21 protein-coding genes are annotated in these 21,057 nt (G+C 38.3%); 17 read left to right on the top strand and 4 right to left on the bottom strand.

The window, feature by feature from the left end; genetic code table 11:
• The first annotated feature begins 46 nt into the window (after positions 1-46).
• The 8 genes from V6E76_RS08955 (at position 47) to V6E76_RS08920 (ending at position 6,642) form a co-directional block, all read left to right on the top strand.
• A complete protein-coding gene (locus V6E76_RS08955) occupies positions 47-439 on the top strand; it encodes a GntR family transcriptional regulator (protein WP_247352323.1) in 393 nt (130 codons plus the stop codon).
• Positions 423-1,328 carry an ABC transporter ATP-binding protein gene (locus V6E76_RS08950; RefSeq protein ID WP_247352325.1) on the top strand — a complete coding sequence of 302 codons (906 nt, stop codon included), beginning with the start codon at positions 423-425 and terminating at the stop codon, positions 1,326-1,328. The genes V6E76_RS08955 and V6E76_RS08950 overlap by 17 nt, the downstream gene beginning before the upstream one ends.
• A complete protein-coding gene (locus V6E76_RS08945; protein ID WP_247352327.1) occupies positions 1,300-3,237 on the top strand; it encodes a hypothetical protein in 1,938 nt (645 codons plus the stop codon). The genes V6E76_RS08950 and V6E76_RS08945 overlap by 29 nt, the downstream gene beginning before the upstream one ends.
• Before the next feature lie 97 nt (positions 3,238-3,334).
• Complete coding sequence (locus V6E76_RS08940) at positions 3,335-3,871, top strand: DUF402 domain-containing protein (protein ID WP_247352329.1); 537 nt, start codon at positions 3,335-3,337, stop codon at positions 3,869-3,871.
• 44 nt (positions 3,872-3,915) lie between these two features.
• Entirely contained in the window at positions 3,916-4,773 is an 858-nt protein-coding gene (locus V6E76_RS08935; RefSeq protein ID WP_247352331.1) for a LysR family transcriptional regulator, read from the top strand.
• 17 nt (positions 4,774-4,790) lie between these two features.
• A complete protein-coding gene (locus tag V6E76_RS08930; protein WP_247352334.1) occupies positions 4,791-5,996 on the top strand; it encodes an MFS transporter in 1,206 nt (401 codons plus the stop codon).
• On the top strand, positions 5,996-6,478 hold the full coding sequence (locus V6E76_RS08925) for a DUF456 family protein (protein WP_247352336.1): 483 nt from the start codon (positions 5,996-5,998) through the stop codon (positions 6,476-6,478). The genes V6E76_RS08930 and V6E76_RS08925 overlap by 1 nt, the downstream gene beginning before the upstream one ends.
• A 26-nt stretch (positions 6,479-6,504) precedes the next feature.
• A complete protein-coding gene (locus tag V6E76_RS08920; protein WP_247352339.1) occupies positions 6,505-6,642 on the top strand; it encodes a hypothetical protein in 138 nt (45 codons plus the stop codon).
• 63 nt (positions 6,643-6,705) lie between these two features.
• Here the strand turns inward: V6E76_RS08920 and V6E76_RS08915 are convergent, their stop codons facing one another.
• The 4 genes from V6E76_RS08915 to V6E76_RS08900 are packed head-to-tail and all read right to left on the bottom strand — an operon-like array spanning position 6,706 to position 10,657.
• On the bottom strand, positions 6,706-7,803 hold the full coding sequence (locus V6E76_RS08915) for an ABC transporter ATP-binding protein (RefSeq protein WP_247352341.1): 1,098 nt from the start codon (positions 7,801-7,803) through the stop codon (positions 6,706-6,708).
• A complete protein-coding gene (locus V6E76_RS08910) occupies positions 7,793-8,800 on the bottom strand; it encodes an ABC transporter ATP-binding protein (protein WP_247352343.1) in 1,008 nt (335 codons plus the stop codon). The genes V6E76_RS08915 and V6E76_RS08910 overlap by 11 nt, the downstream gene beginning before the upstream one ends.
• A 15-nt stretch (positions 8,801-8,815) precedes the next feature.
• Positions 8,816-9,736: an ABC transporter permease gene (locus V6E76_RS08905; protein ID WP_026866936.1), complete on the bottom strand. Its 921-nt coding sequence runs from the start codon at positions 9,734-9,736 to the stop codon at positions 8,816-8,818.
• Between the two features lie 12 nt (positions 9,737-9,748).
• On the bottom strand, positions 9,749-10,657 hold the full coding sequence (locus tag V6E76_RS08900) for an ABC transporter permease (protein WP_026866935.1): 909 nt from the start codon (positions 10,655-10,657) through the stop codon (positions 9,749-9,751).
• Positions 10,658-11,041: 384 nt separating this feature from the next.
• On the opposite strand from V6E76_RS08900, the gene V6E76_RS08895 reads away from it, so the two are divergent.
• The 9 genes from V6E76_RS08895 (at position 11,042) to V6E76_RS08855 (ending at position 21,027) form a co-directional block, all read left to right on the top strand.
• Entirely contained in the window at positions 11,042-12,709 is a 1,668-nt protein-coding gene (locus V6E76_RS08895) for a glutathione ABC transporter substrate-binding protein (protein ID WP_247352345.1), read from the top strand.
• A 103-nt stretch (positions 12,710-12,812) separates the two neighbouring features.
• Positions 12,813-14,078, top strand: a complete 1,266-nt coding sequence (locus V6E76_RS08890; RefSeq protein ID WP_247352348.1) for an alcohol acetyltransferase — start codon at positions 12,813-12,815, stop codon at positions 14,076-14,078.
• Position 14,079: 1 nt separating this feature from the next.
• Complete coding sequence (locus tag V6E76_RS08885; protein ID WP_247352350.1) at positions 14,080-14,745, top strand: DUF6320 domain-containing protein; 666 nt, start codon at positions 14,080-14,082, stop codon at positions 14,743-14,745.
• Positions 14,746-14,766: 21 nt separating this feature from the next.
• Positions 14,767-15,735, top strand: coding sequence for an alpha/beta hydrolase (locus tag V6E76_RS08880; protein ID WP_247352352.1), 969 nt, complete (start codon positions 14,767-14,769; stop codon positions 15,733-15,735).
• Positions 15,736-15,931: 196 nt separating this feature from the next.
• A complete protein-coding gene (locus tag V6E76_RS08875) occupies positions 15,932-17,605 on the top strand; it encodes a glutathione ABC transporter substrate-binding protein (RefSeq protein WP_247352355.1) in 1,674 nt (557 codons plus the stop codon).
• 404 nt (positions 17,606-18,009) lie between these two features.
• A complete protein-coding gene (locus tag V6E76_RS08870; RefSeq protein ID WP_247352357.1) occupies positions 18,010-19,692 on the top strand; it encodes a glutathione ABC transporter substrate-binding protein in 1,683 nt (560 codons plus the stop codon).
• A 123-nt stretch (positions 19,693-19,815) separates the two neighbouring features.
• Entirely contained in the window at positions 19,816-20,097 is a 282-nt protein-coding gene (locus tag V6E76_RS08865) for a hypothetical protein (protein WP_247352359.1), read from the top strand.
• An 11-nt stretch (positions 20,098-20,108) separates the two neighbouring features.
• Entirely contained in the window at positions 20,109-20,444 is a 336-nt protein-coding gene (locus V6E76_RS08860; protein ID WP_247352360.1) for a hypothetical protein, read from the top strand.
• 19 nt (positions 20,445-20,463) lie between these two features.
• Positions 20,464-21,027: a GNAT family N-acetyltransferase gene (locus V6E76_RS08855; RefSeq protein WP_166626235.1), complete on the top strand. Its 564-nt coding sequence runs from the start codon at positions 20,464-20,466 to the stop codon at positions 21,025-21,027.
• The last annotated feature ends 30 nt before the right edge of the window (positions 21,028-21,057 follow it).

Below are 21,057 nucleotides of genomic sequence, written 5' to 3'. Positions count from 1 at the left end.
TAACTGTACTATAATATATAATACAGTTAGTTGGAGGGGGTAAATCATGTTTGAAATTGATCTTAAAAGCCGACAACCCTTGTATGAGCAAATTGTTGATAATATAAAGCAACAGATCATTAAAGGCGTGCTTCAAGCTAACGAGCAGTTACCTTCCGTTAGATCATTGGCAGCTGAGCTTACAATAAATCCTAATACCATTCAAAAAGCATATAGGGAATTGGAAAGGCTAGGCTATGTGAGTTCATTACCTGGACGTGGAAGTTTTGTTAATGAAATAACGAATCAAGTGAATCAAGAGAGAATAAGGGTGATTTTAGAATCGCTTAAAGCGCCGATTGGTGAGCTTGTGTTTCTTGAGGTATCGAGTGACGAGGTAAAGGAATTTGTCGATGGGATTTATAAGGAAAAGGAGGATGGTTATGAAGCTGAATATTAATCAAGCGACAAAGTATTTTGGAAAAAAAGTAGCTGTGGATCGTATAGAAATGGATATCGCACCAGGAACCATACATGGTTTACTTGGCTCAAATGGTGCGGGTAAGACGACCTTGATGAAAATTATGGCGGGTGTTTACAAGGCGGACAAAGGAAGTGTCACTTATGATGGTGCTGATATTTTTGAGAGTCCCAAAGTAAAAAATGATGTGATTCTCCTTCATGATATTCCATTCTTTTTTAAGGGTGCAACTTTGAAAAAGATGGCTAATTTTTATCAGGCAATGTATACGAACTGGTCATCTGAGCGCTTTGTACAGTTGTCCCAACACTTTGGCCTCGCTCCAAATACTCAACTAAATCAGCTATCAAAGGGAATGAAACGCCAGGCATCTTTTATATTAGCATTCTCTAGTCGACCGAAAGTACTTCTGTTAGATGAGCCTTTTGATGGCTTAGATCCAATTATGAGAAGACAAGTTAAAAATATTATGATGCAAGATATCGCTAATCATAAGATGACGGTCATTGCTTCAAGTCACAACCTAAGAGAAATGGAGGACTTATGTGACTCAGTTTCTATCATGCATCATGGTAAGATTCTATTTAATCAAGACTTGTCTGAAATTAGAGGGAGTCATTGTAAATTACAGATTGCCTTTAAAACGCTACCTGACAATAAATTTTATGAAGATTTAAACGTTGTACATTCGAGTCAAAAGGGACGAATTATCACATGTATTATTAAAGGGAATCTCTCTAAAGTAGAAGAAAAAGTGAGTAAGTATAACCCATTAATGTACGATATATTGCCATTAACACTAGAAGAAATATTCACTTATGAAATGGGGGAAATGGGTTATGAAATCTCAAATGTCATTGTTGAATAAAAATCTACTGGGTCATTTCACGGGTCTTATATTTTGGATGACAGTGGTCTACATGGTCATGAATATTATCGCCTTACCACTCATCATTTGGATAGACGCTATGAATAATAACATGATTGTGGGCAGTACAGTTAGAAGTACTCTTTTCGAGTTGTCTGCTGGACAACAAATGATTGGTTTAGCCTTTTCGACGCTTGTCGGTATGTTTCTAATAAACTACTTGTATAAGGAAGATTCATCAGATTTTATACATTCCTTACCCATAAAGCGCTCAAACCTACTTATTCATGTTCTGATAGTAGGATTTCTAGCCATTGTCATCCCTCTCTTGGTAAATGGTTTAATACTTGTGGCAGAAAGTATGACAATTGCTACGAATATTACACTTTTAGAAATAGGGAAATGGTTAGTATATTCAATTTTTACACATCTAGTGATGTTTTCTATCGCCCTTTTCACAGGCTATTTAGTCAACGGATCATTCTTACATTTACAAATAATAATTTTGATTTTATTTTTACCGATTGTCTTATGGACACTCATTCATGGTACTGCAAGCCTACTCTTTGACGGTATATCAACTGATATAACAACTTATATCCAACCAGTCTTAGATGCGACTTTTCCTATATTGGCAGTGAATCAACTATACATGGGGTTAAACGTTGGGCTGAGTTTGATTTTCGGCATACTAGCAATTATCCTTATTATCTTATCTTTTGTCCTATATAAGTACAGAAGAAATGAGAGTGTGCATTTGAGTTTTAACTTTATATGGTTGAGAAACCTGCTCATTGCTCTAACAACAATTACGGGCATGTTAGCACTGGGTGTTGTTGTATCCTTTTTATTACAACAATCAGTTATTATCTCTATTATTAGTTTTAGCGTCGGTGCATTGGTGTCATACCTTGTCATTGAAATGCTCTTTCAAAACAGCGTTAAAATACAATTTCAGTGGCGTTCACTGATTCTAACTATAGTATTGATTATCATTTTTTGGATTATTTTTGTTTTCGCCTTCACACGATATGTGGATGATATACCGGAGACAAATGAGGTTGAGAGTATCAGTTTAAATAATGATGCCATGATGATGGACCAAGCAACTCGTAAATATCTTGAAGCTGGTTATGGTTTTGACGATTCGAAAGGTGCGATTCAAACGGCGAGAAAAATACACGAAATTGCTAGTGAAGAACGACGTCGTCCAGATTTTTCAAAAGAGATGGAAGCGACAATCAATCTGCAGTATAAAATGATGGACGGGAGTATAAAGACCTATCAATTTAATACTTTAAATCCTGATTCAGAGGCAGTTCAGTTAATGGATCGTCAGCGTTTTAGTGAATATCAAAAGCATGAAGATGTACTTGCTTATGCTAAACAAACGCCTAAACTTATGGGTATTAGCAGTAATGAATATAATGTCGATTTAGATAAAGATATAGTTGACAGTTACAAAGCATCTCTCGCTGAACTTTCACTTTACCATCCGGTCATTGTTAACGAGACAGGGCAAATTGGCCTGAATCTAAACTATGTAGATGATTCTATTTATGGAACAAGCTCGATTTATAATCCTGCAATAATAGGAAATGTTGAGAATAAAGATGAGGTTTTAAGTCTACTAGGTATTGATAAGACAAGTGTATTGTACACAGTTAATCTTGAAGAGAATGAATACGAGGCGTTTGTAACCGACTATGAGACTTTAACAATAGATGAGTTAGATGAGAAATATGAATTAACAGAAGTTGATGGAAATGACTTTGTTACAGACTTTTCAAAACAAGACATCGATCCAACTAGTGGTAAATTCCTCTTATACAGTTACCCTGGATTTATTGAGGATCCACAGGCAGAGTATGAAACATATATGAATTACAGTCTCCTATCGATTCGCTAAAATATAAGCAAAAGTTATAGAGATAGCAAATATAAATGCCTATCTCTATACTTTTGTTTAATTTTTTTTGTATAATTACCATTAGGAGATGAATGCCATGAAGTTGAAGTATCTAGATAAGAAAAAATGGCGACGCTTAGTGCGTTCAAAATACGATGAAACCGTACTGACTTACAAAGGTGAAAAAATCCTGGTCGGTATGATTCACATGCACAAGGTACGTGAACCCCTTGTGGTACCAGTCGTCGGTAAAGATACACTCGTGGCAGCCAACAATTATAAATGGATGCAACTCCTACCTGAAAATAAAAATTACAGTCTTACGGTCATGTACGATGAACGTTGGACAGAGATACAGTATTATTTCGACATTAATTATTCACACACATTAGAACCTGGAAAAGCGAGACGGGAAGATATGTATCTTGATGTTTTGGCCTTACCAGATGGGCGATATGAACTTGTCGATGAAGAAGATATCAAACGTGCTTTAAAAAAGGGAAAGATTACTAAAAAAGAAAGAGATTTTGCCTATCAGGTCGCAAATGATTTAATGCATGAAATCGACAGTAATTTTTCACAGTTTAAGGCGCTAGCAGATTTTGCACTAACTGAACTTAAAAAATTAATGTAGCCATTCCGGAAACCGTGAATGGCTTCTTAAATGGAGGTAGTATCGTGAAAGTAGATGATTACCGTTTACTTGCAACACTGAGTGAAGCCAAAACTCTACGTAAAGCTGCAGAAAAATTATATATATCACAACCGGCAGTCAGCCAACGATTGAAATCCATCGAAGATGAGTGGGGCGTGCAGATTTTTATTAGAACAAAAAAAGCACTATACACGACAGGTGTTGGAGAAAAAATTATAGAGCATGCAAAAAAGGTTGTCGACGAAGAAAGCCGTGTAAAAGATTATATTCTAGCGAATGAGGGTGAAGTAGAAGGGAATATTTCAATTGGTGTGTCATCACTAATTGGGTACTCGATATTACCTGATATTCTCTATAAGTATTTAAATGATTTCCCGAGTGTAAATGTAAAAATAAATGTAGGTTCCACTCAAGAAATTATCGCTAACCAAGGTGAATATCACTTGTCAATTGTACGTGGCTCTCGGGTGTTGAATAAGGAAAATGAGCTTTTATATAGAGACCGTCATTATCTAGTGACCCCGAAAGATGCGAACTTTGAAGACTTAACAATCATTGAGTTCCAGGCGGATCCTGCCTATATCACTCATATTAAAAATTTCTTTGAAGCACGCTTTAACACGAAGTATGAACCACAAATCTTTGTGGATCAGATTACAACGTGTCGTGAACTACTACGTAAAAAAGTTGGCATTACCGTGTTACCAGAACTTGTACTTGAAGGTTTGGACCTTGAAAATTATCATATTGAAGAAGTCATGGTTGAAGATAGTCCGCTGATAAGGGAAACATTTTTATCTTACGATAAAAGTGTCTTGATGTTACCGCAAGTCGCATCTTTCGTAGAATTGATTAAAAATGAAAGCAAGCTAAGAGACTAAAATAAGGTGGACACGCAATGATTAAAGACTTATTCCAAATTCAAAATTATAAATTATTTTTAATGAATATGACGATGCTCGGTATGGCTGTTGCAATCACAGCCCCGTTCCTCGTTATTTTCATGACTGAACATCATGGTATGTCATCATCAGCTTACGGTATATTTATGGCATCAGCTGCTGTTGGGAGTTTTATCGTTAATACGATTATCGGGCGCTTTAGTGACCGGCTAACATTCGACCGTAAATATTTAATTATCGCAGCTTTATTAATGCAAATTTGTGCATTTTTAAGTTTTTTAATCATCCCAAACACTTGGATTTTAATTATTGCTTATATTCTATTCTTCTCACTAGGTGCACCGGCCATGCCGCAGCTCTATGCCTCAGCAAGAGAATCTATTAACCAGTATCGTTCTAGCATCGCCGTAATGGCAAATACGATTTTGCGTTCAATGTTTAGCTTTGGATTCTTATTTGGACCTTTAGTCGGTTCCATTTTACTTGCACGTTATGATTTTACAGGATTGTTCTTTGGTACAGTGATCATGTTTTTAGTTGTATTTATGTCGAGTTTCTTGATTAAGAATTCTGCAGCCCCTGCAGAATCTACTGCAATAGAAATTACGAGTTATGAAGAGGTCGAAAGTCCGAACATAATGAAGAGCCTCACTTTATTCGTGCCTTTTATAGCCTTTATTTTTCTTCATGTCGGACAGTGGATGTACCTCTTAAATATGCCACTCTTTGTAACAGGATATTTAGGTGAAGCAGATAGTGCTGTTGGTATCCTTGCGAGTCTTTGTGCAGGCTTAGAAGTTCCCTTGATGATTTTAATGGGCTATGTCGCATCAAGAGTATCATCTAAAACACTGTTAATCATTGCTGGTTTTATCGGCAGCATGTATTTCTTATCAATCGGTATTTTTGAAAGTTATACAATGATGTTAATTGGACAACTTCCATTAGCGTTATTTTTAGCAATCTTACTAGGACTTGGGATTTCATACTTCCAAGACCTATTACCACAATTCCCTGGTTATGCATCGACGCTATTTGCCAATGCAATGATTGTCGGGCAGTTACTTGGTAACCTACTGGGTGGATTTGCCAATGACCTTCTAGGCGTTGAAAATTCATTCTACATTAGTGCAGCATTCTTGTTTACAGCATTTATATTATTCTTCTTTACTAAAAAAGAAGTTAGAAAAGGAGATATTTGATGGATATTATTTTATGGATAATCGTCATAGTCAGCTTCATCTTAGGCTTTCTAGGCGTCATTTACCCGGTCATCCCGTCTGTTATTATGTTTTGGGTCGGCTTTTTAGTCTATACTTTCTTCGTCGGAGACGAGTTATCGTGGATGTTCTGGCTCATCGCTGGTGCCCTAACCATTGTGACTTTCATCAGTGATATTGCTGCCAACTCTTACTTTGTTAAAAAGTTTGGGGGAAGTAAGCGAGGCGAACTTGCAGCCATTATTGGTGCCATCGTCGGAATGTTTATTTACCCACCATTTGGTGTATTATTCGTACCATTTGTCTTTGTATTTATCGTCGAATTCGTGCAGATAAAGGATATGTCAAAAGCCTTTAAGGCAGCAATAGGCTCATTCTTAGCCTTCATATCCAGTGCAGTGTTTGATGTGATTATCTACATCTTCCTAGTACTATTCTTCGTACTCGATGTCTTTGTATATTAAGCTTTTAGGTTAAGGCGTGTACCTTTATGGTGCACGTCTTTATTTATGCAGATATAGTGCTTGCTGTCGGTGATAAGTGTGATGAAACCAAGGACTTATCACCAAAAAGTGGTCAGCCGGTGATAGGTGTTGTCAGAAACATCAACTTATCACCAGCGCCTTAAGTAAATATCCTTCAAATACAAAAAAACGCAAAGCCCTTAGGCTTTGCGGGATAATCATATATCTTATGACTTAGTATATTCGTCTTGTTCAGAATGAACTGCTTCTTCACTTTCATCATCAAGGACTTCACGTACATTGTACATTTCGTACTGAGCCTCGTGTTTACCACTTTCGATATCTAAGGCATAGTGACAAGCGACTTCATGATGACCTTCGTAGCCTTCGCCTTTTTGCTCTAGAGCAGGATCAGCCGTACGGCAGTGATCTGTCGCGAAAGGGCAACGTGTGTGGAAGCGACAACCTGTTGGAGGATCGATTGGAGAAGGCACGTCACCACGTAAGAAGATACGCTGTGATTTATTTCTCGGATCGGGCACAGGGATCGCTGATAATAAAGCTTTTGTGTACGGGTGCTGTGGATTTTCAAAAATCGCATCCGTATCCCCAATTTCAACGATTTTACCTAAATACATAACAACGATACGGTCTGCAATGTGTCTGACAACACCTAAGTCATGTGAGATGAATAGGTAAGTTAGACCGAATTCTTTTTGCAGGCGTTTTAATAAGTTTAATACTTGCGCCTGGATGGAAACGTCTAGTGCGGATACTGCCTCATCACAGATGATGAGCTTAGGATTAACAGATAAAGCTCTCGCAATACCGATACGTTGACGTTGACCACCTGAGAATTCGTGTGGATAACGGTCGATTTGGTGTCTCTGTAAACCAACAGTTTCCATCAGTTCAATAATTTTTTGTGTGCGTTCTTTACGAGGCACAACTTTTTGAATGTCCATTGCTTCCCATAGTGTTTGTCTAACCGTTTTGCGTGGGTTAAGTGACGCGTATGGATCCTGGAAGATGATTTGCATATCTTTTCTCATTTTACGCATTTCATCTTTAGACATTGATAAAACATCTTGACCTAAGAATTCAACCTTACCATTTGTTGGTTCATCAAGGCGTAGGATTGCACGGCCAGTTGTGGATTTACCACAACCTGATTCACCTACAACTGCAACTGTTTCACCTTCTTTGATTTGGAAGGTAATACCATCTACTGCTTTAACATGGTTGATTGTTCGACCGAGAAAGCCCCCTTTAATAGGGAAATGCTGTTCTAAATTCTCGACATTTAATAAAGTTTTACTTGGCATTCAGTTGCACCTCCTTATCTCCATCCCATTGATCTGTATGAATCCAGCATCTCACTTCGTTACCCTCTCCAACACTTTCTAATTCAGGGAGTGTGTTACAAATGTCTGATGCGAATGGACAACGTGGTGCGAAACGGCAGCCTGTAGGCATTTCGTCTGGAGCAGGGACGTTACCCTTGATTGGAATGAGTTCATCTTGTGTTTTGTCATGTCGTGGTAGTGAGTTTAAGAGACCGACTGTATAAGGATGTTTAGGATTCTCAAACAAGGTATAGATGTCTGCGTATTCTACAACCTTACCTGCATACATTACGGCAACGTAGTCACAAGTTTCTGCTACGACACCAAGGTCATGAGTAATCATTACAACACTCATACCGATTTCTTCTTGTAGTTCTTTAATAAGTTCTAAAATTTGAGCTTGGATTGTTACGTCTAGAGCGGTTGTTGGCTCATCGGCAATAAGTAATTCAGGTTTACAAGCAAGTGCCATGGCAATCATGACACGTTGTCTCATCCCGCCTGATAGTTCGAAAGGATACTGATCCACACGTTTTTCAGGTGAAGGAATACCGACAAGTTCGAGCATTTCAATCGCACGTTTTGTACCTTCTTTTTTACCTAAGCCTTGGTGTATCTTAAATGATTCTCTCAGCTGTTGACCGATTGTAAATGTCGGGTTTAGTGATGTCATTGGTTCCTGGAAAATCATAGATATTTCATTACCACGTACTTGACGCATACGTGCATTTTTTGCTTCTGTTAGTTCTTCGTCTTTATATTTGATACTCCCACTCTTGATCTTACCTGGTTCTTCAATCAGTCTTAAAATCGATAGGGCAGTAATACTTTTACCAGAACCACTCTCACCAACGATACCTAAAGTTTTACCCTTAGGTACTTGGAATGTTACTCCATCTACTGCCTTTACTTCATTGTCACCAACAAAGAAGGAAGTACGGAGATCGTTTATATCGAGAATTATATCTTCTGACATGAATTCCTCTCCTCCTTAGTTTAAGTCTACGCGCTTGTTGAGCAATCTGTATGAAATATCGACAATGAGGTTAACGATAACGAAAACAACTGCGATAACAAGTATTGCACCCTGAACGACAGGGAAGTCACGTTGTAAGATTGAATCGATAATCAGTCGACCGAGTCCGTTGATTGCAAATACACTCTCTGTGAGTACTGAACCAGCTAAGAAGCTACCGAACTGAATACCAACAACAGTGATAACAGGAATCAAAGCATTTTTCAGTGCGTGGCGGAGAATTACAGTACCCTCTTTAACGCCCTTGGCACGAGCGGTACGGATGTAATCTTGGTCGATAACGTCGAGCATAGAACTACGTGTCATACGCGCGATAATTGCAGCACCTGCAGTACCGAGTGTAATGACTGGTAAGACGTTTTGTTCCAAGCTCCCCCAACCAGTAGGTTTAAAGATTGGGAATTCGATTGCAAACCACTGGATGAGCATGAGACCTAACCAGAAATTTGGCATTGATAAACCAAATAAAGCGATAACCATCATTGCAACATCTTCGAATGAATATTTTCTAACTGCTGAAATAATCCCAACAAGGAGACCCCAGAAGATAGAGAAGATCATAGAAATCACTGATAATTCTAGTGTGATTGCAAAACGTGCTTTAATATGATCGAATACTGGAATGTTGTCTCGAATAGAAGAACCGAAGTCCAACTGAACAACATTACCTAAGAAACGGAAGTATTGTTCATATAGTGGATCATTTAATCCTAATCTTGCTTCTATCGCTTTTACCGTTGCTTCAGGTGCACTTTCTCCGGCCATGATAACTGCTGGGTTACCAGGAGTGAGATGCATCAGACTGAAGACGAGAACTGTAACACCGAGTAGCACCGGGATAAGCTGAAGTAATCTTCGTATAATAAACTGTGTCATGAAATCCCCCTCCTATTTTTTAGACTTCGGATCAAGCGCATCTCTTAAGCCGTCCCCAAATAAGTTAAACGCAAGAACGACAATTACAATCATGATACCTGGGAAGAATGTAATGTGAGCTGCTTGATACATGTAGTTACGACCATCATTTAACATGGCACCCCATTCAGGCGTTGGTGGTTGAACACCGAGACCTAGGAATGATAGACCCGCTGCAGAAAGAATCGCTGTCGCAACAAAGATTGTCGTATTAACGATGATTGGTGACATTATGTTAGGTAGAATATGCTGGAAAATAATCTTACCATCACGCGCACCTAAAGCCCTTACAGCATCGACGTACTCAAGTTTCTTAGTCGTCAATGTGGACCCACGGACAATACGTGCAAACTGCGGTAGGGCACCGATTGCGATGGCGATTGTAACATTGATTGTACTACCACCTAGTACACTGACAATTGCAAGAGCAAGTAGGATACCAGGGAAAGCAAGTAAAACGTCCATGAGACGCATAATTACAGTGTCGACCCATCCACCGTAATAGCCGGCAATAATACCGATTGGTACACCGACCAATGCAGCCATAAATGTTGCTGCGAAACCGACGCCTAAGGTTATGTACATACCATGTAGGATACGATAAAAGATATCGCGCCCAAGGTGATCTGTACCGAACCAATACTGTCCAGAAGGACCAAGTAATTTATCGGTAAGGTTAGTGGCGTTAGAATTCACCCCTAAAAAATTATAGTTAGAATCCAGTGCCCCAAAAATTGAGACAAGTAAGAAAAACACCAATACGTAGAAACCAGTGAGTGCTGCTTTATTTTTCTTCAATTTCGTAAAGAAATCTTTAAAGTTCTCAACACGGCGATTAGCGGGTTTCTTTGCTGGAACCTGACTAGGTTGAATGTTAGACATTTAGTATAAACCCCCTCTAAGACAAAATATTAAGATAAGTCACTGTATTTTGATAAATACCTTTTAATAATACATCGACGTCTCGACTATAACAAGAAGATAGTGAATAAGTCTATACTTTTTACTGCCAAGATTCCTAAAATTATACACAATTGAAAACGGTAACACTCATATGACAGGCTTTATTTGCTATTATTCAGAAAATTGTTATTGATAACTTTCAATTCGTAGTTTATGACTAGGGTTTAAATTTAAGGGTTATTTAAATATTAGGTTATTTGATTTTTGTATGAGCAAGCATCTTGATTAATCAATCCCGAGTGGTATAATATGATTTACGCTAAAACATAGTGTAGTAATATGAATTGTAAATGGAGGATAGTAATGAAAAAATTTAAATACATAATATTTGCTATGACCCTACTAATGCTCGCAGCATGTACAGATGATTCTGAAGTAATGGAAGAGGAGAATGCAGCTTCAGATTCATCGGGTGGAGATCTAGTGGCATCTTATGCAAGTGACGCTTCATCACTTGATCCCGCAGGTCAAAATGATTTACCGTCTGACCAGAGAAGAAATGTCATCTACGAAGGCCTCTTTTACTTAGATGAGGACCTAAATCCACAGCCTCGTCTTGCGACTGACTATGAGCAAACAGATGATACGACTTGGGTATTTAACTTAAGAGAAGGTGTAAAATTCCATGATGGGACAGACTTCAATGCTGACGCCGTAAAAGCAAGCTTTGAAAGAATTATGGATCCGGCAGTCGCATCAGCGCGTGCCAACATTTTTGAAATGATTTCAGAAATCAATGTAATCGATGAATACACGATTGAAATTGTAACTGAATATCCTTTCGCACCATTTTTAAATTACTTAGCACATGATGGTGCAGGTATTGTATCAAAAGAAGTAATAGATGAAGATTATCAAAATGCAATTGATCAAAGTGACCGAGATATCAGCTTAGATGAATTTTATGAACTAAGAGAAGCTGGTGGTGAGGAATACGAAGCGGTCGCTCAAGCAGTAGGTAATAATACTGGTGCGATTATTGAGCAAAAGCCAATTGGTACAGGCTATATGCAATTCCAATCGAGAACACCAGGGGAAGAGATTGTTGTCGAACGCTTTGATGATTATTGGGATGAGCCTGCCAAACTAGATACTGTGACCTTTAAAGTTGTCGTTGAGGATGCATCAAGAATTGCAGAACTTGAAAGTGGCCAATCTCACTTTATCCAAGGATTTGATAATGGTCAGTGGGAACGTATAGAAAATCATCCAGAGATGGAAACATATCCGGTTTATAATCTGTCGAATGAGTACATCGGTATGAACACTCAAGAAGGTCCACTTGAGGATAAACGTGTACGTCAGGCGATTGCACATATGGTTGATAAGGAAGAAATTATGGAAGGTATCTACTTCGGTGTCGGTCGTGAAATGAAAGGTGCGATTCAACAAGAACTACTTGGATATAACGAAAACTTAGAAGATCTAGATTATGACCCAGAACGTGCCAAGGAATTGCTTAGTGAAGCAGGATATGAGGACGGCTTTGATTTAACTGTAATGACGAATGATTCACCAGAGCGTGTAGACCTTGCTGTATTGATGCAAGAAAAACTAAAAGAGATTGGTATTAATTTAGAAATTGAGCAATTAGAGTGGGGTGCGTATCTAGAAGCTGTGTCTAATGGAGAACATGACCTCTTCATTCTAGGTTGGCCGAACCCAGTTGGAGATCCAGACCAATCATTCTGGCCATTAGTGCATTCTTCAATGCAAGGTGCGAGTGGTAACCGTTCCTTCTATGAAAATGAAGAAGTGGATAGTCTACTTGAACAAGGCCGGCAAGAGCTAGATGAAGGTAAACGTGAAGAAATTTACCAAAGAGTGGATGAGATCTTAATCGAAGACCAACCTTTTGTTTCAATTCGACAAGCACAAAGTGCCAATGCAGCTCGAACTGAAGTACAGGGCTTAGAAATTAATAACTTTAACAAACCTGACTTCAGAAACGTCACTTTAGAGAGTGAATAAATTTACCTATATTATAGTAAGAAGTAGAACCTTTGACGGTTTTACTTCTTTTTTATTGCTCTAAGATATACAATTTGTATAAGAGAAAATGGAGGGTTAAAAGATGAGTCAGTGGTATAAGATTGATAATACAGGTAAGATTTTTCATGCTGTTTCAAGTTCGTCTAATTCTGCTGTCTACAGAGTTTCAGCCACTTTATATGAAAAGATTGATCCAGAAGTGCTTCAAGAAGCGCTAGACATCGTCGCAATACGCTTTCCAACTTTAATGGTCAGGGTAAGAAAAGGTTTATTTTGGGATTTTTTAGAGGCGAACGATGACAGTCTGTTAGTCAAAGAAGAAACAGATTACCCATGTGCCCCGATTGATCGAAAGGAAAATAATGCCTTTTTAATTCGAGTCCTATATTTCAATAAGAGAATATCTGTAGAAGTATTTCACTCTGTAACAGATGGTGGGGGTGCCCAGGAATTTCTAAAAACACTGGTCTATCAGTACTTAAATTTGATGGGTAAAAACATTATGACGGACGGTACAATCCTGTTACCTGAAGATGAGGTAGACAAAGAAGAGTCGGAAGATAGCTTTGTTCGATACGTCAATCATAGTGAACCAGCTAAAAGCCAAGACAAAGATCAAAAAGCCTATCAACTATCCGGCACTGAGTTAAGCCCAAGAGGTATTAATCTTGTGCAGGGTATTATGGATGCTGGTGCACTCAATACCTTTGCCAAAAGTCACGGGACCTCTTTAACGGGACTCTTAACCAGTGTATTGATTATGACGATCTATGAAGAAAGAAAGAAAAATAGTGATGCTTATATTAGTGTGGCAATACCGGTGAACCTTAGAAAGGTGTTTCCTTCTAAGACCATGAGAAATTTCTTTTCTGTATCAAACATCGGTGTTCAAGTAAAAAAAGATATGACAATAGATGAAATTATAGAAGCTGTCACAAGAGAACTTATTAAGAAAACAGAAAAATCTTTTCTGCAGAGGGGGATTAATCACTTTGTCTCCTTCCAAAAGAATCTACTACTAAGAATTGTTCCGGTCTTTATAAAGTATCCTATTATGCGTTTTGCCTTTAATAGTGTGGGTGAAAATCGAAAGACACTGACTCTGACGAATCTAGGTAATATAAAAGTACCGGATGATATGCGTCCCTTTATTGATTGGATGGATATCGTTTTATATCCAACAAAAAGGAGCCCGATCAACTGTGGGGCGGCAACGATTAATAATAAGTTAACAATGACTTTTGCAAGATCTATTGATGAAAATGAATTTATAAAAGCTTTTTTTAAAAACCTTACGCGAATGACGGGACTAGAAGTAACCGTGCATTCCAATGGATGGGGAGAGTAAGATGAATCGCTGTTCAGAATGTGAGATTAATACGAAACAAAGAGCATGTCCGCTCTGTCATAAGTTACTTTCAACGACAGACTTACCAAAAGAAGAACGGGCCTATCCTGCTTATGATCAGAAAAGATTTAAAGTTAAAGACCGACTCGCAAAATTTGCAGTTTTCGGTGGCATCCTAGCGACGATTATTTGTCTCTTAGTCAATATTATCGTTATGCCACGGTTCTTATGGGTATTCTATGTAGCAGTGGCGGTGTTCTACTTACTTGTGTCTTTAAATCACACCATCCTATCACCTTCACATTTGGGTGGTAAGATTATTGCCCAAGTCGTCAGCTTGACGATTTTACTTTTAGTCATTGATGCCATGACCGGTTCCTTACAGTGGTCTGTTGATTATGTTATGCCACTGATAATACTGGCAGGTATCGTGTTAATTTGTATGCTGATTATAAAGGTAAGAATGAAGTGGACAGGCTATATTAGTTTCCTGTTGATGATGATTGGATTGGGTTATCTACCATTGATTCTCTATTTTACAGGCGTGTCACACGTTCTTTGGCCGGCAGTATCAGCTGCATCACTTGGTACTGTATCTTTTATACTGATGCTCTTAATTGCCAACGAAAGCTTTATGACTCAACTAATGAGACGATTTCATTTATAAAATATTGAAAGGCGTGAATGCATGAAGGTCTTACTGAGGACGATTACAACAATAACAGCGATATTTGGTGTGCTCACTTATATTTACCGTGCCATATTTGTCAATCACCGTAGTGTGGGGAGTGAGCTCGCAGAGGATGTTATCAGGGTGGCAACCTTTGATAATACGACAGCGGATGAAGAATTACTCGTAAGAAAAGAAAAAGAAAATAGTGAGGAATATGAGATACCAGCGAGTTTATTCAGATCAAATATTGACCATTATTTTGTTTCAGATATGAAAGTTTACACAGTATCTCCGGACGAACAAGAGTCTCATAGGCGTGTACTATATTTACATGGTGGAGGTTACATCAATCAACCCTCACCATTTCACTGGCGCTTCATCAATAAACTAGTTAAAGAAACCGGCTTAGAATTTATTGTCCCCATATATCCGAAAGTACCAGTGCATACATATGAAAAAGCTTATGAACAAGTACAAGCACTCTATGAACAATTGATTAGTGAGAACGATGACTTAATTATCATGGGCGACTCAGCAGGTGGCGGTTTAACCTTGGGACTAGTGCAGTACTTATACCAACAAGGTAAAACACTACCAAAAGCACAGATCGTCATCTGTCCGTGGATGGACGTATCTTTGAATAATCCTGAGATTGAGAACTTTATCGAAGTGGAACCGATGCTTAAAAGAGAAAAGTTACAAGTTATTGGTAAACTTTGGAGAGGAAACGCGGACCATAATAATTATAAAGTGTCTCCTGTGTTTGGGAATGTCAAAGACCTACCGAAAGTGTATATTTTTGCAGGTACAAGGGAAATTTTAGTGCCCGATATTAGAAAATATGTCGATCGACTCGAGGATGAAGGTGCGGATTTTGAATACTTTGAGTTCGAAGAGCAAAACCACGTTTTTCCCTTGTATCCAGTTAAAGAGGGGATAGAGGCCAGGCGGATGATTGAAAATATTTTAATAGATCTATCATAAGTAACCGGTGATAATACCGGTTAAACTTTTAATAATAATTATTTAAAATGAAAAAGCAGACGGTGGCCACTTCATAAAAGTAAACGCATTCAATTTTTCTAATATTCAAAATAAATGTTGTAGTAAAATCATTTATAGTGTAAAATTCTGAATATTAAAAGAAGTGTTTAACTTCTCGGGAAATAGGGGGTTTCAAATGAGAAAGTTTAGTTTATTAACCATATTAGGAACTTTATTACTTATCCTTGCTGCTTGTAGTGATGACAGTAATGTTGATGAAGCAACAGGTGGCGGTGAAGAAGGTGGAGCTGAAGGCGGTACAATGACCTTGGCTATTCCTTCTGATGCGGTGTCGATGGATCCACATGGTAGTAATGATGTACCATCAGAACAAATTCGTGACACGATTTATGAACCATTAGTGACACAAAATGAAGATTTAGAAATTGTACCTGTACTCGCTGAAGAATTTGAACAAGTTGATGATACGACTTGGGAATTTAAATTACGTGAAGGTGTGACATTCCATGATGGCTCTGAATTCAATGCAGAGGTCGTCAAAGCAAATATCGAACGCCTAAAAGACCCAGCTAAAGCATCAGCGAGAGCCTTCTTACTCGATATGGTGACTGAAGTTAATGTCATTGACGATTACACTGTTCAATTAGTTACTGAATATCCATTTGCCCCATTAGCAAATAATTTAACTCATGGAGCAGGTAAAATGATTTCAAAAGATTTAATTGATGCAGATTACCAGAATGCATTAGATGAAGCGGGTAGTGATGTAACACTTGAGGAATATTATGAACTACGTGCTGCTGGTGGAGAAGAACACGAAGCGATTGCAAATGAAATTAGTTCATATGTTGGTCAGCTTGTTGAAAGTGAGCCAGTTGGTACGAACTACTTCCAGTTTGAAAGTCGTAGTCCTGGTGAAGTGACTTCTGTTGTCAGATATGATGACTACTGGGATGGGGAACCTGCACTGCTTGACGGTGTAGATTTCAAAGTTGTTTCAGAACCAGGCTCAAGACTTGCTGAGCTAGAATCTGGAACTTCAGATGCAATTCTCTCAACACTATCTAGTAATATTGAAAGAGTTGAAGGAAACTCTGACGTAACACTGCTAAGAAATGAATCAGTATCAATAGACTATATTGGTTTCAATACTGAAAAAGAACCTTTCAATGATCCAAAAGTCCGTCAAGCTATTACACATGCTTTTGATAGCCAAGCAGTATTAGATGGTGTGTATAATGGATCAGGTACTCCAGCATCTGCACCACTCGCACCAGGTGTACTTGGCTATTCTGAAGACCTTGAAGGCTTAGAATACGATATGGACAAAGCACAAGAATTATTAGACGAAGCTGGCGTTGAAGATCTAACAATTAACTTGATGGTGAATGATGATAACCCAGAACGTGTCGATGTCGCACTATGGTTACAAGAATCACTAAGTGAGCTAGGTATTACAGTCAACGTCGAGCAAGTTGAATGGGGTGCATACTTAGAAGCAACAGGTGCCGGGGAACATGATATGTTCATCCTAGGATGGAGCAACTCAACGGGTGACCCAGATAATGGTATTTCACCACTATTCCATAGTGATAACATCGGTCCAGATGGTAACCGTTCGTTCTACAGTAATCCCGAACTTGATGCTCTATTAGATGAAGCGCGTCAAGAAACAGATGAGGATACACGTGCTGGCATGTATGAAGAAGCACAACAAATTTTAGTCGACGAAGCACCAGCCATCTTTATTAGACACGGTGAAAACCTAAATGCACATAATAATAACGTACAAAACTTTGAAGGCGACTCTTACAACATCTTCAACTTCAAAGAAACAACAATTCAATAAGGAATTTAATTTAATGACAACCCTCATTGGTGTGAGGGTTGTTTTTTGTTGGGATTAGATTGGAAATAGGGCTTAGCTGGAACATGAGGGCATGACGAGTTCCATGAAACAAAATAGCAGGAACATGAGAAATATAGAAGTGCAAAACAAACTAAAATATCACTATCATAAATGCACAGTTAACCCTCATTATGGATAAAAACTAATAAAATAAATTGAAAGCGCTTCACCTAACAAGAAAATAATGGTATGCTAACTACTGATTGGATTTTTGTTAATAGAAGGGTAAATATTCTCAAAATTCCATCTTGTATGAAAAATCCTTATCATATAATATGTTAAGAGTGTAATTTTAAGATTTAAAATTATCTTAAAATTTAAAATTTTAGAGGGGGAATTACATAATGAAGCATTTAAAACAACTGCTGACAATTGGGATTGCAGCAATGTTTGCTTTAGTTTTAGCTGCTTGTACAAGCGATAGCGACGTGGATCCTGAGGGTGAAGAGGGCGCTAGCGAAGGTACACCTGCAGGTGGACAAGATCTTGTCATCTCTGAAATGAGTGACATTGTATCAATGGATCCACATGGTAATAACGATGTTCCATCATCGAATGTTCGTTACAATCTTTACGATGGTTTAACTCAGTTAAACGAAGATATGGAAGTTGAACCAAACTTAGCAACAGAATGGGAACAAGTTGATGACACTACATGGAGTTTTACACTTCGTGATGATGTGACTTTCCACGACGGCACAGCGTTTAATGCTGATGTTGTTGTTGCAAACTTAGACCGTGTACTAGACCCAGCAATGGCGTCACCACGTATGTTCCTTTACGAAATGATTACTGATGTTGAAGCGGTAGATGAGTATACAGTTGAAATTACGACTGAATATCCGTTTGCGCCATTACTTGCACACCTTGCTCACGATGGTGGGGGTATGATCAGTAAAGACGTTATCGATGCTGACTACCAAGCTGCACTCGATGAAGCTGGTGAAGATATGACAGCTGAAGAGTACTATGAGTTAAGAGACAGTGGTGAGGCAGAAGAAGTACAAGATTCGATTTCTGAACACCTTGGTCAATACGTTACGGATAACCCAGTTGGTACAGGTGCATTTAAATTACAATCTCGTGCACCAGGTGAAAATGTTGTGCTCGAAAGAAATGATGATTACTTTGGTGAACCTGCACAATTAGATACTGTAACTTTCAAAGTTGTACCAGAAACAGCTTCACGTTTAGCTGAAATTGAATCCGGCTCATCTCATGTTGCTGGAACAATTGAATCAAGTAATGTTGACCGTGTAGAAAATGGTGAAAACACTGCTTTAGAAGAAACTGAATCTATGTCACTTTCATACATCGGTTTCAATACTGAAAAAGAACCACTTAATGATCCAAAAGTACGTCAGGCGATTTCATACGCGATTGACCGTGAATCAATTATCGAAGGGGTTTACGACGGTGTGGGTACACCTGCAAAAGGACCATTAGCACCAGGTGTATTCGGATATGATGAAAACGTTGAAGGGATTTCATATGACCCAGAACGTGCTAAAGAATTATTAGCTGAAGCGGGTTATGAAGATGGAATTGACCTTTCAATCTGGACTAACGATAGCCCAGAACGTGTGAATACAGCAGTCTATCTACAAGAATCACTTCAGGAAATTGGAATTAACTTAACTGTTGAGCAACTTGAATGGGGTGCATACTTAGAACAAACTGCAGCTGGTGAGCATGATATGTTCATCCTAGGTTGGTCAACAGCTACAGGTGACGCGGACTACGGAACTTATCCATTGTTCCACTCATCAATGCATGGTGACCCAGGTAACCGTTCATTCTTCTCAGATGATGAAGTTGATGAATTACTAGAAGCGGGTCGTCGTGAATCTGATGAAGAGGCACGTCTAGAAATCTATTCAGAATTACAAGATAAACTCGTTGAAACAGCTCCAATGGCTTACATCCACCACCAGAGTTACCTAACAGGTTTAAACTCTAGTGTTCAAGGATTCAACGTCGACGCTCAGGGTATTTATCACTTAAATGAAGTTACAATCGAAAACTAAAGTTTCTCAAAGCATACACAGTAAATTTTACTGTGTATGTTTTTTTATAACTTTTTACGATAAATTTCAAAAATAGCTCTTGAATGGTATAATATCGGGTAAGAATAAGTATAGGTGACTGATATGAAAAAAATGATTTTGTTATTCAGTGTGCTAATGCTTGCTGCTTGTAGTGGTGAGGCTAGCCAGGCTGAAAAAGATTTAGATAAGGTGAAATCAGAAATTGCAGAACTTGAAGATCAGATTAATGATGTCCAAGGGGATAATGAAGCACTACAACAACAAGTAGATGCCAAAGAATCTGAGCTAGACGAGTTAGAATCAAACAACCAAGAAGAACAGGATGAAAGTGAAGCATCTGAAGAAAACGAAGAAACAGAAGAAAATACTGATTCAGAAGAGTGAGGATGAGCGTAATGCATGAAGAAAAGTTCTATTTAATAGAAGGAAAAGAAATGACAATAAAGGAACTTGCTAAAGAGTTAGAAGCAGCGACTGGTACTGAGCTAGAAGATGTTGAAGGTTCAATCGATCGAGTTGTCGTAAAGAAACCTGCGCCAGAGCGTGGTTTTGAAGCATTTACTGTTACTTTTAAACTCAAGCATACTGTAGATTTTATTGATGCTGTAATTACAACAAATAATACAAAAAAACGTTTAGCTGAATATGATTTAGAAAATGGTGTATTCACTGTGCGTTTAATTTCTTATGTTAGAAAAGAAGCACCCATACAGAATGAATCAGAACTATAATATGTTAGGCTGAAGCTAAATGAAATACATCAAAACTAAAAGACTGATACTAAGAGATTGGCAGGAAAGTGATTTGAAGCCTTTTATCAAGATGAATTTAGATCCTGATGTGCGGCGCTACTTTCCTAATCTGCAAACGCCAGAGGAATCTGTCAATTATGCCAAAGCGAGCCAAAAGTCAATTTTGGATAGAGGCTTTGGTCTTTTTGCGGTGGAAAGAAAAGATACTGGAGAATTCATTGGTTTTACAGGTATACGTGTACTAGAGGCTGATGGTAGTTTAGACTTTGAATTTTTACCTTGTATTGAGATCGGTTGGCGCCTAGCAAAAAAACATTGGAATCAAGGTTTTGCAACAGAGGCAGCACGAGGTGTAATGAAGTTTGTAGAGAGACAGACGGATATTAAAGAAGTCTACGCTTTTACTGCTAAGAAAAATATTCCATCCATTAACATAATGGAGAAACTTGGTATGGAGGTTGTTACGGAGTTTGAACATCCAAGCATTATGGATGGCCATTCTCTAAAACCGCACATTTTATATAAAGTAAGCACAAAAAAAGGGCGAAGACTCAAGATGTAAAATCATCTTGGACTTCGCTCTTTTATTTTA

Source organism: Jeotgalicoccus huakuii (assembly GCF_036665975.1).
Classification (GTDB): domain Bacteria; phylum Bacillota; class Bacilli; order Staphylococcales; family Salinicoccaceae; genus Jeotgalicoccus; species Jeotgalicoccus marinus.
Note: the sequence above shows the minus strand (reverse complement) of the source record. Positions and strands in the feature narration are given on the sequence as shown.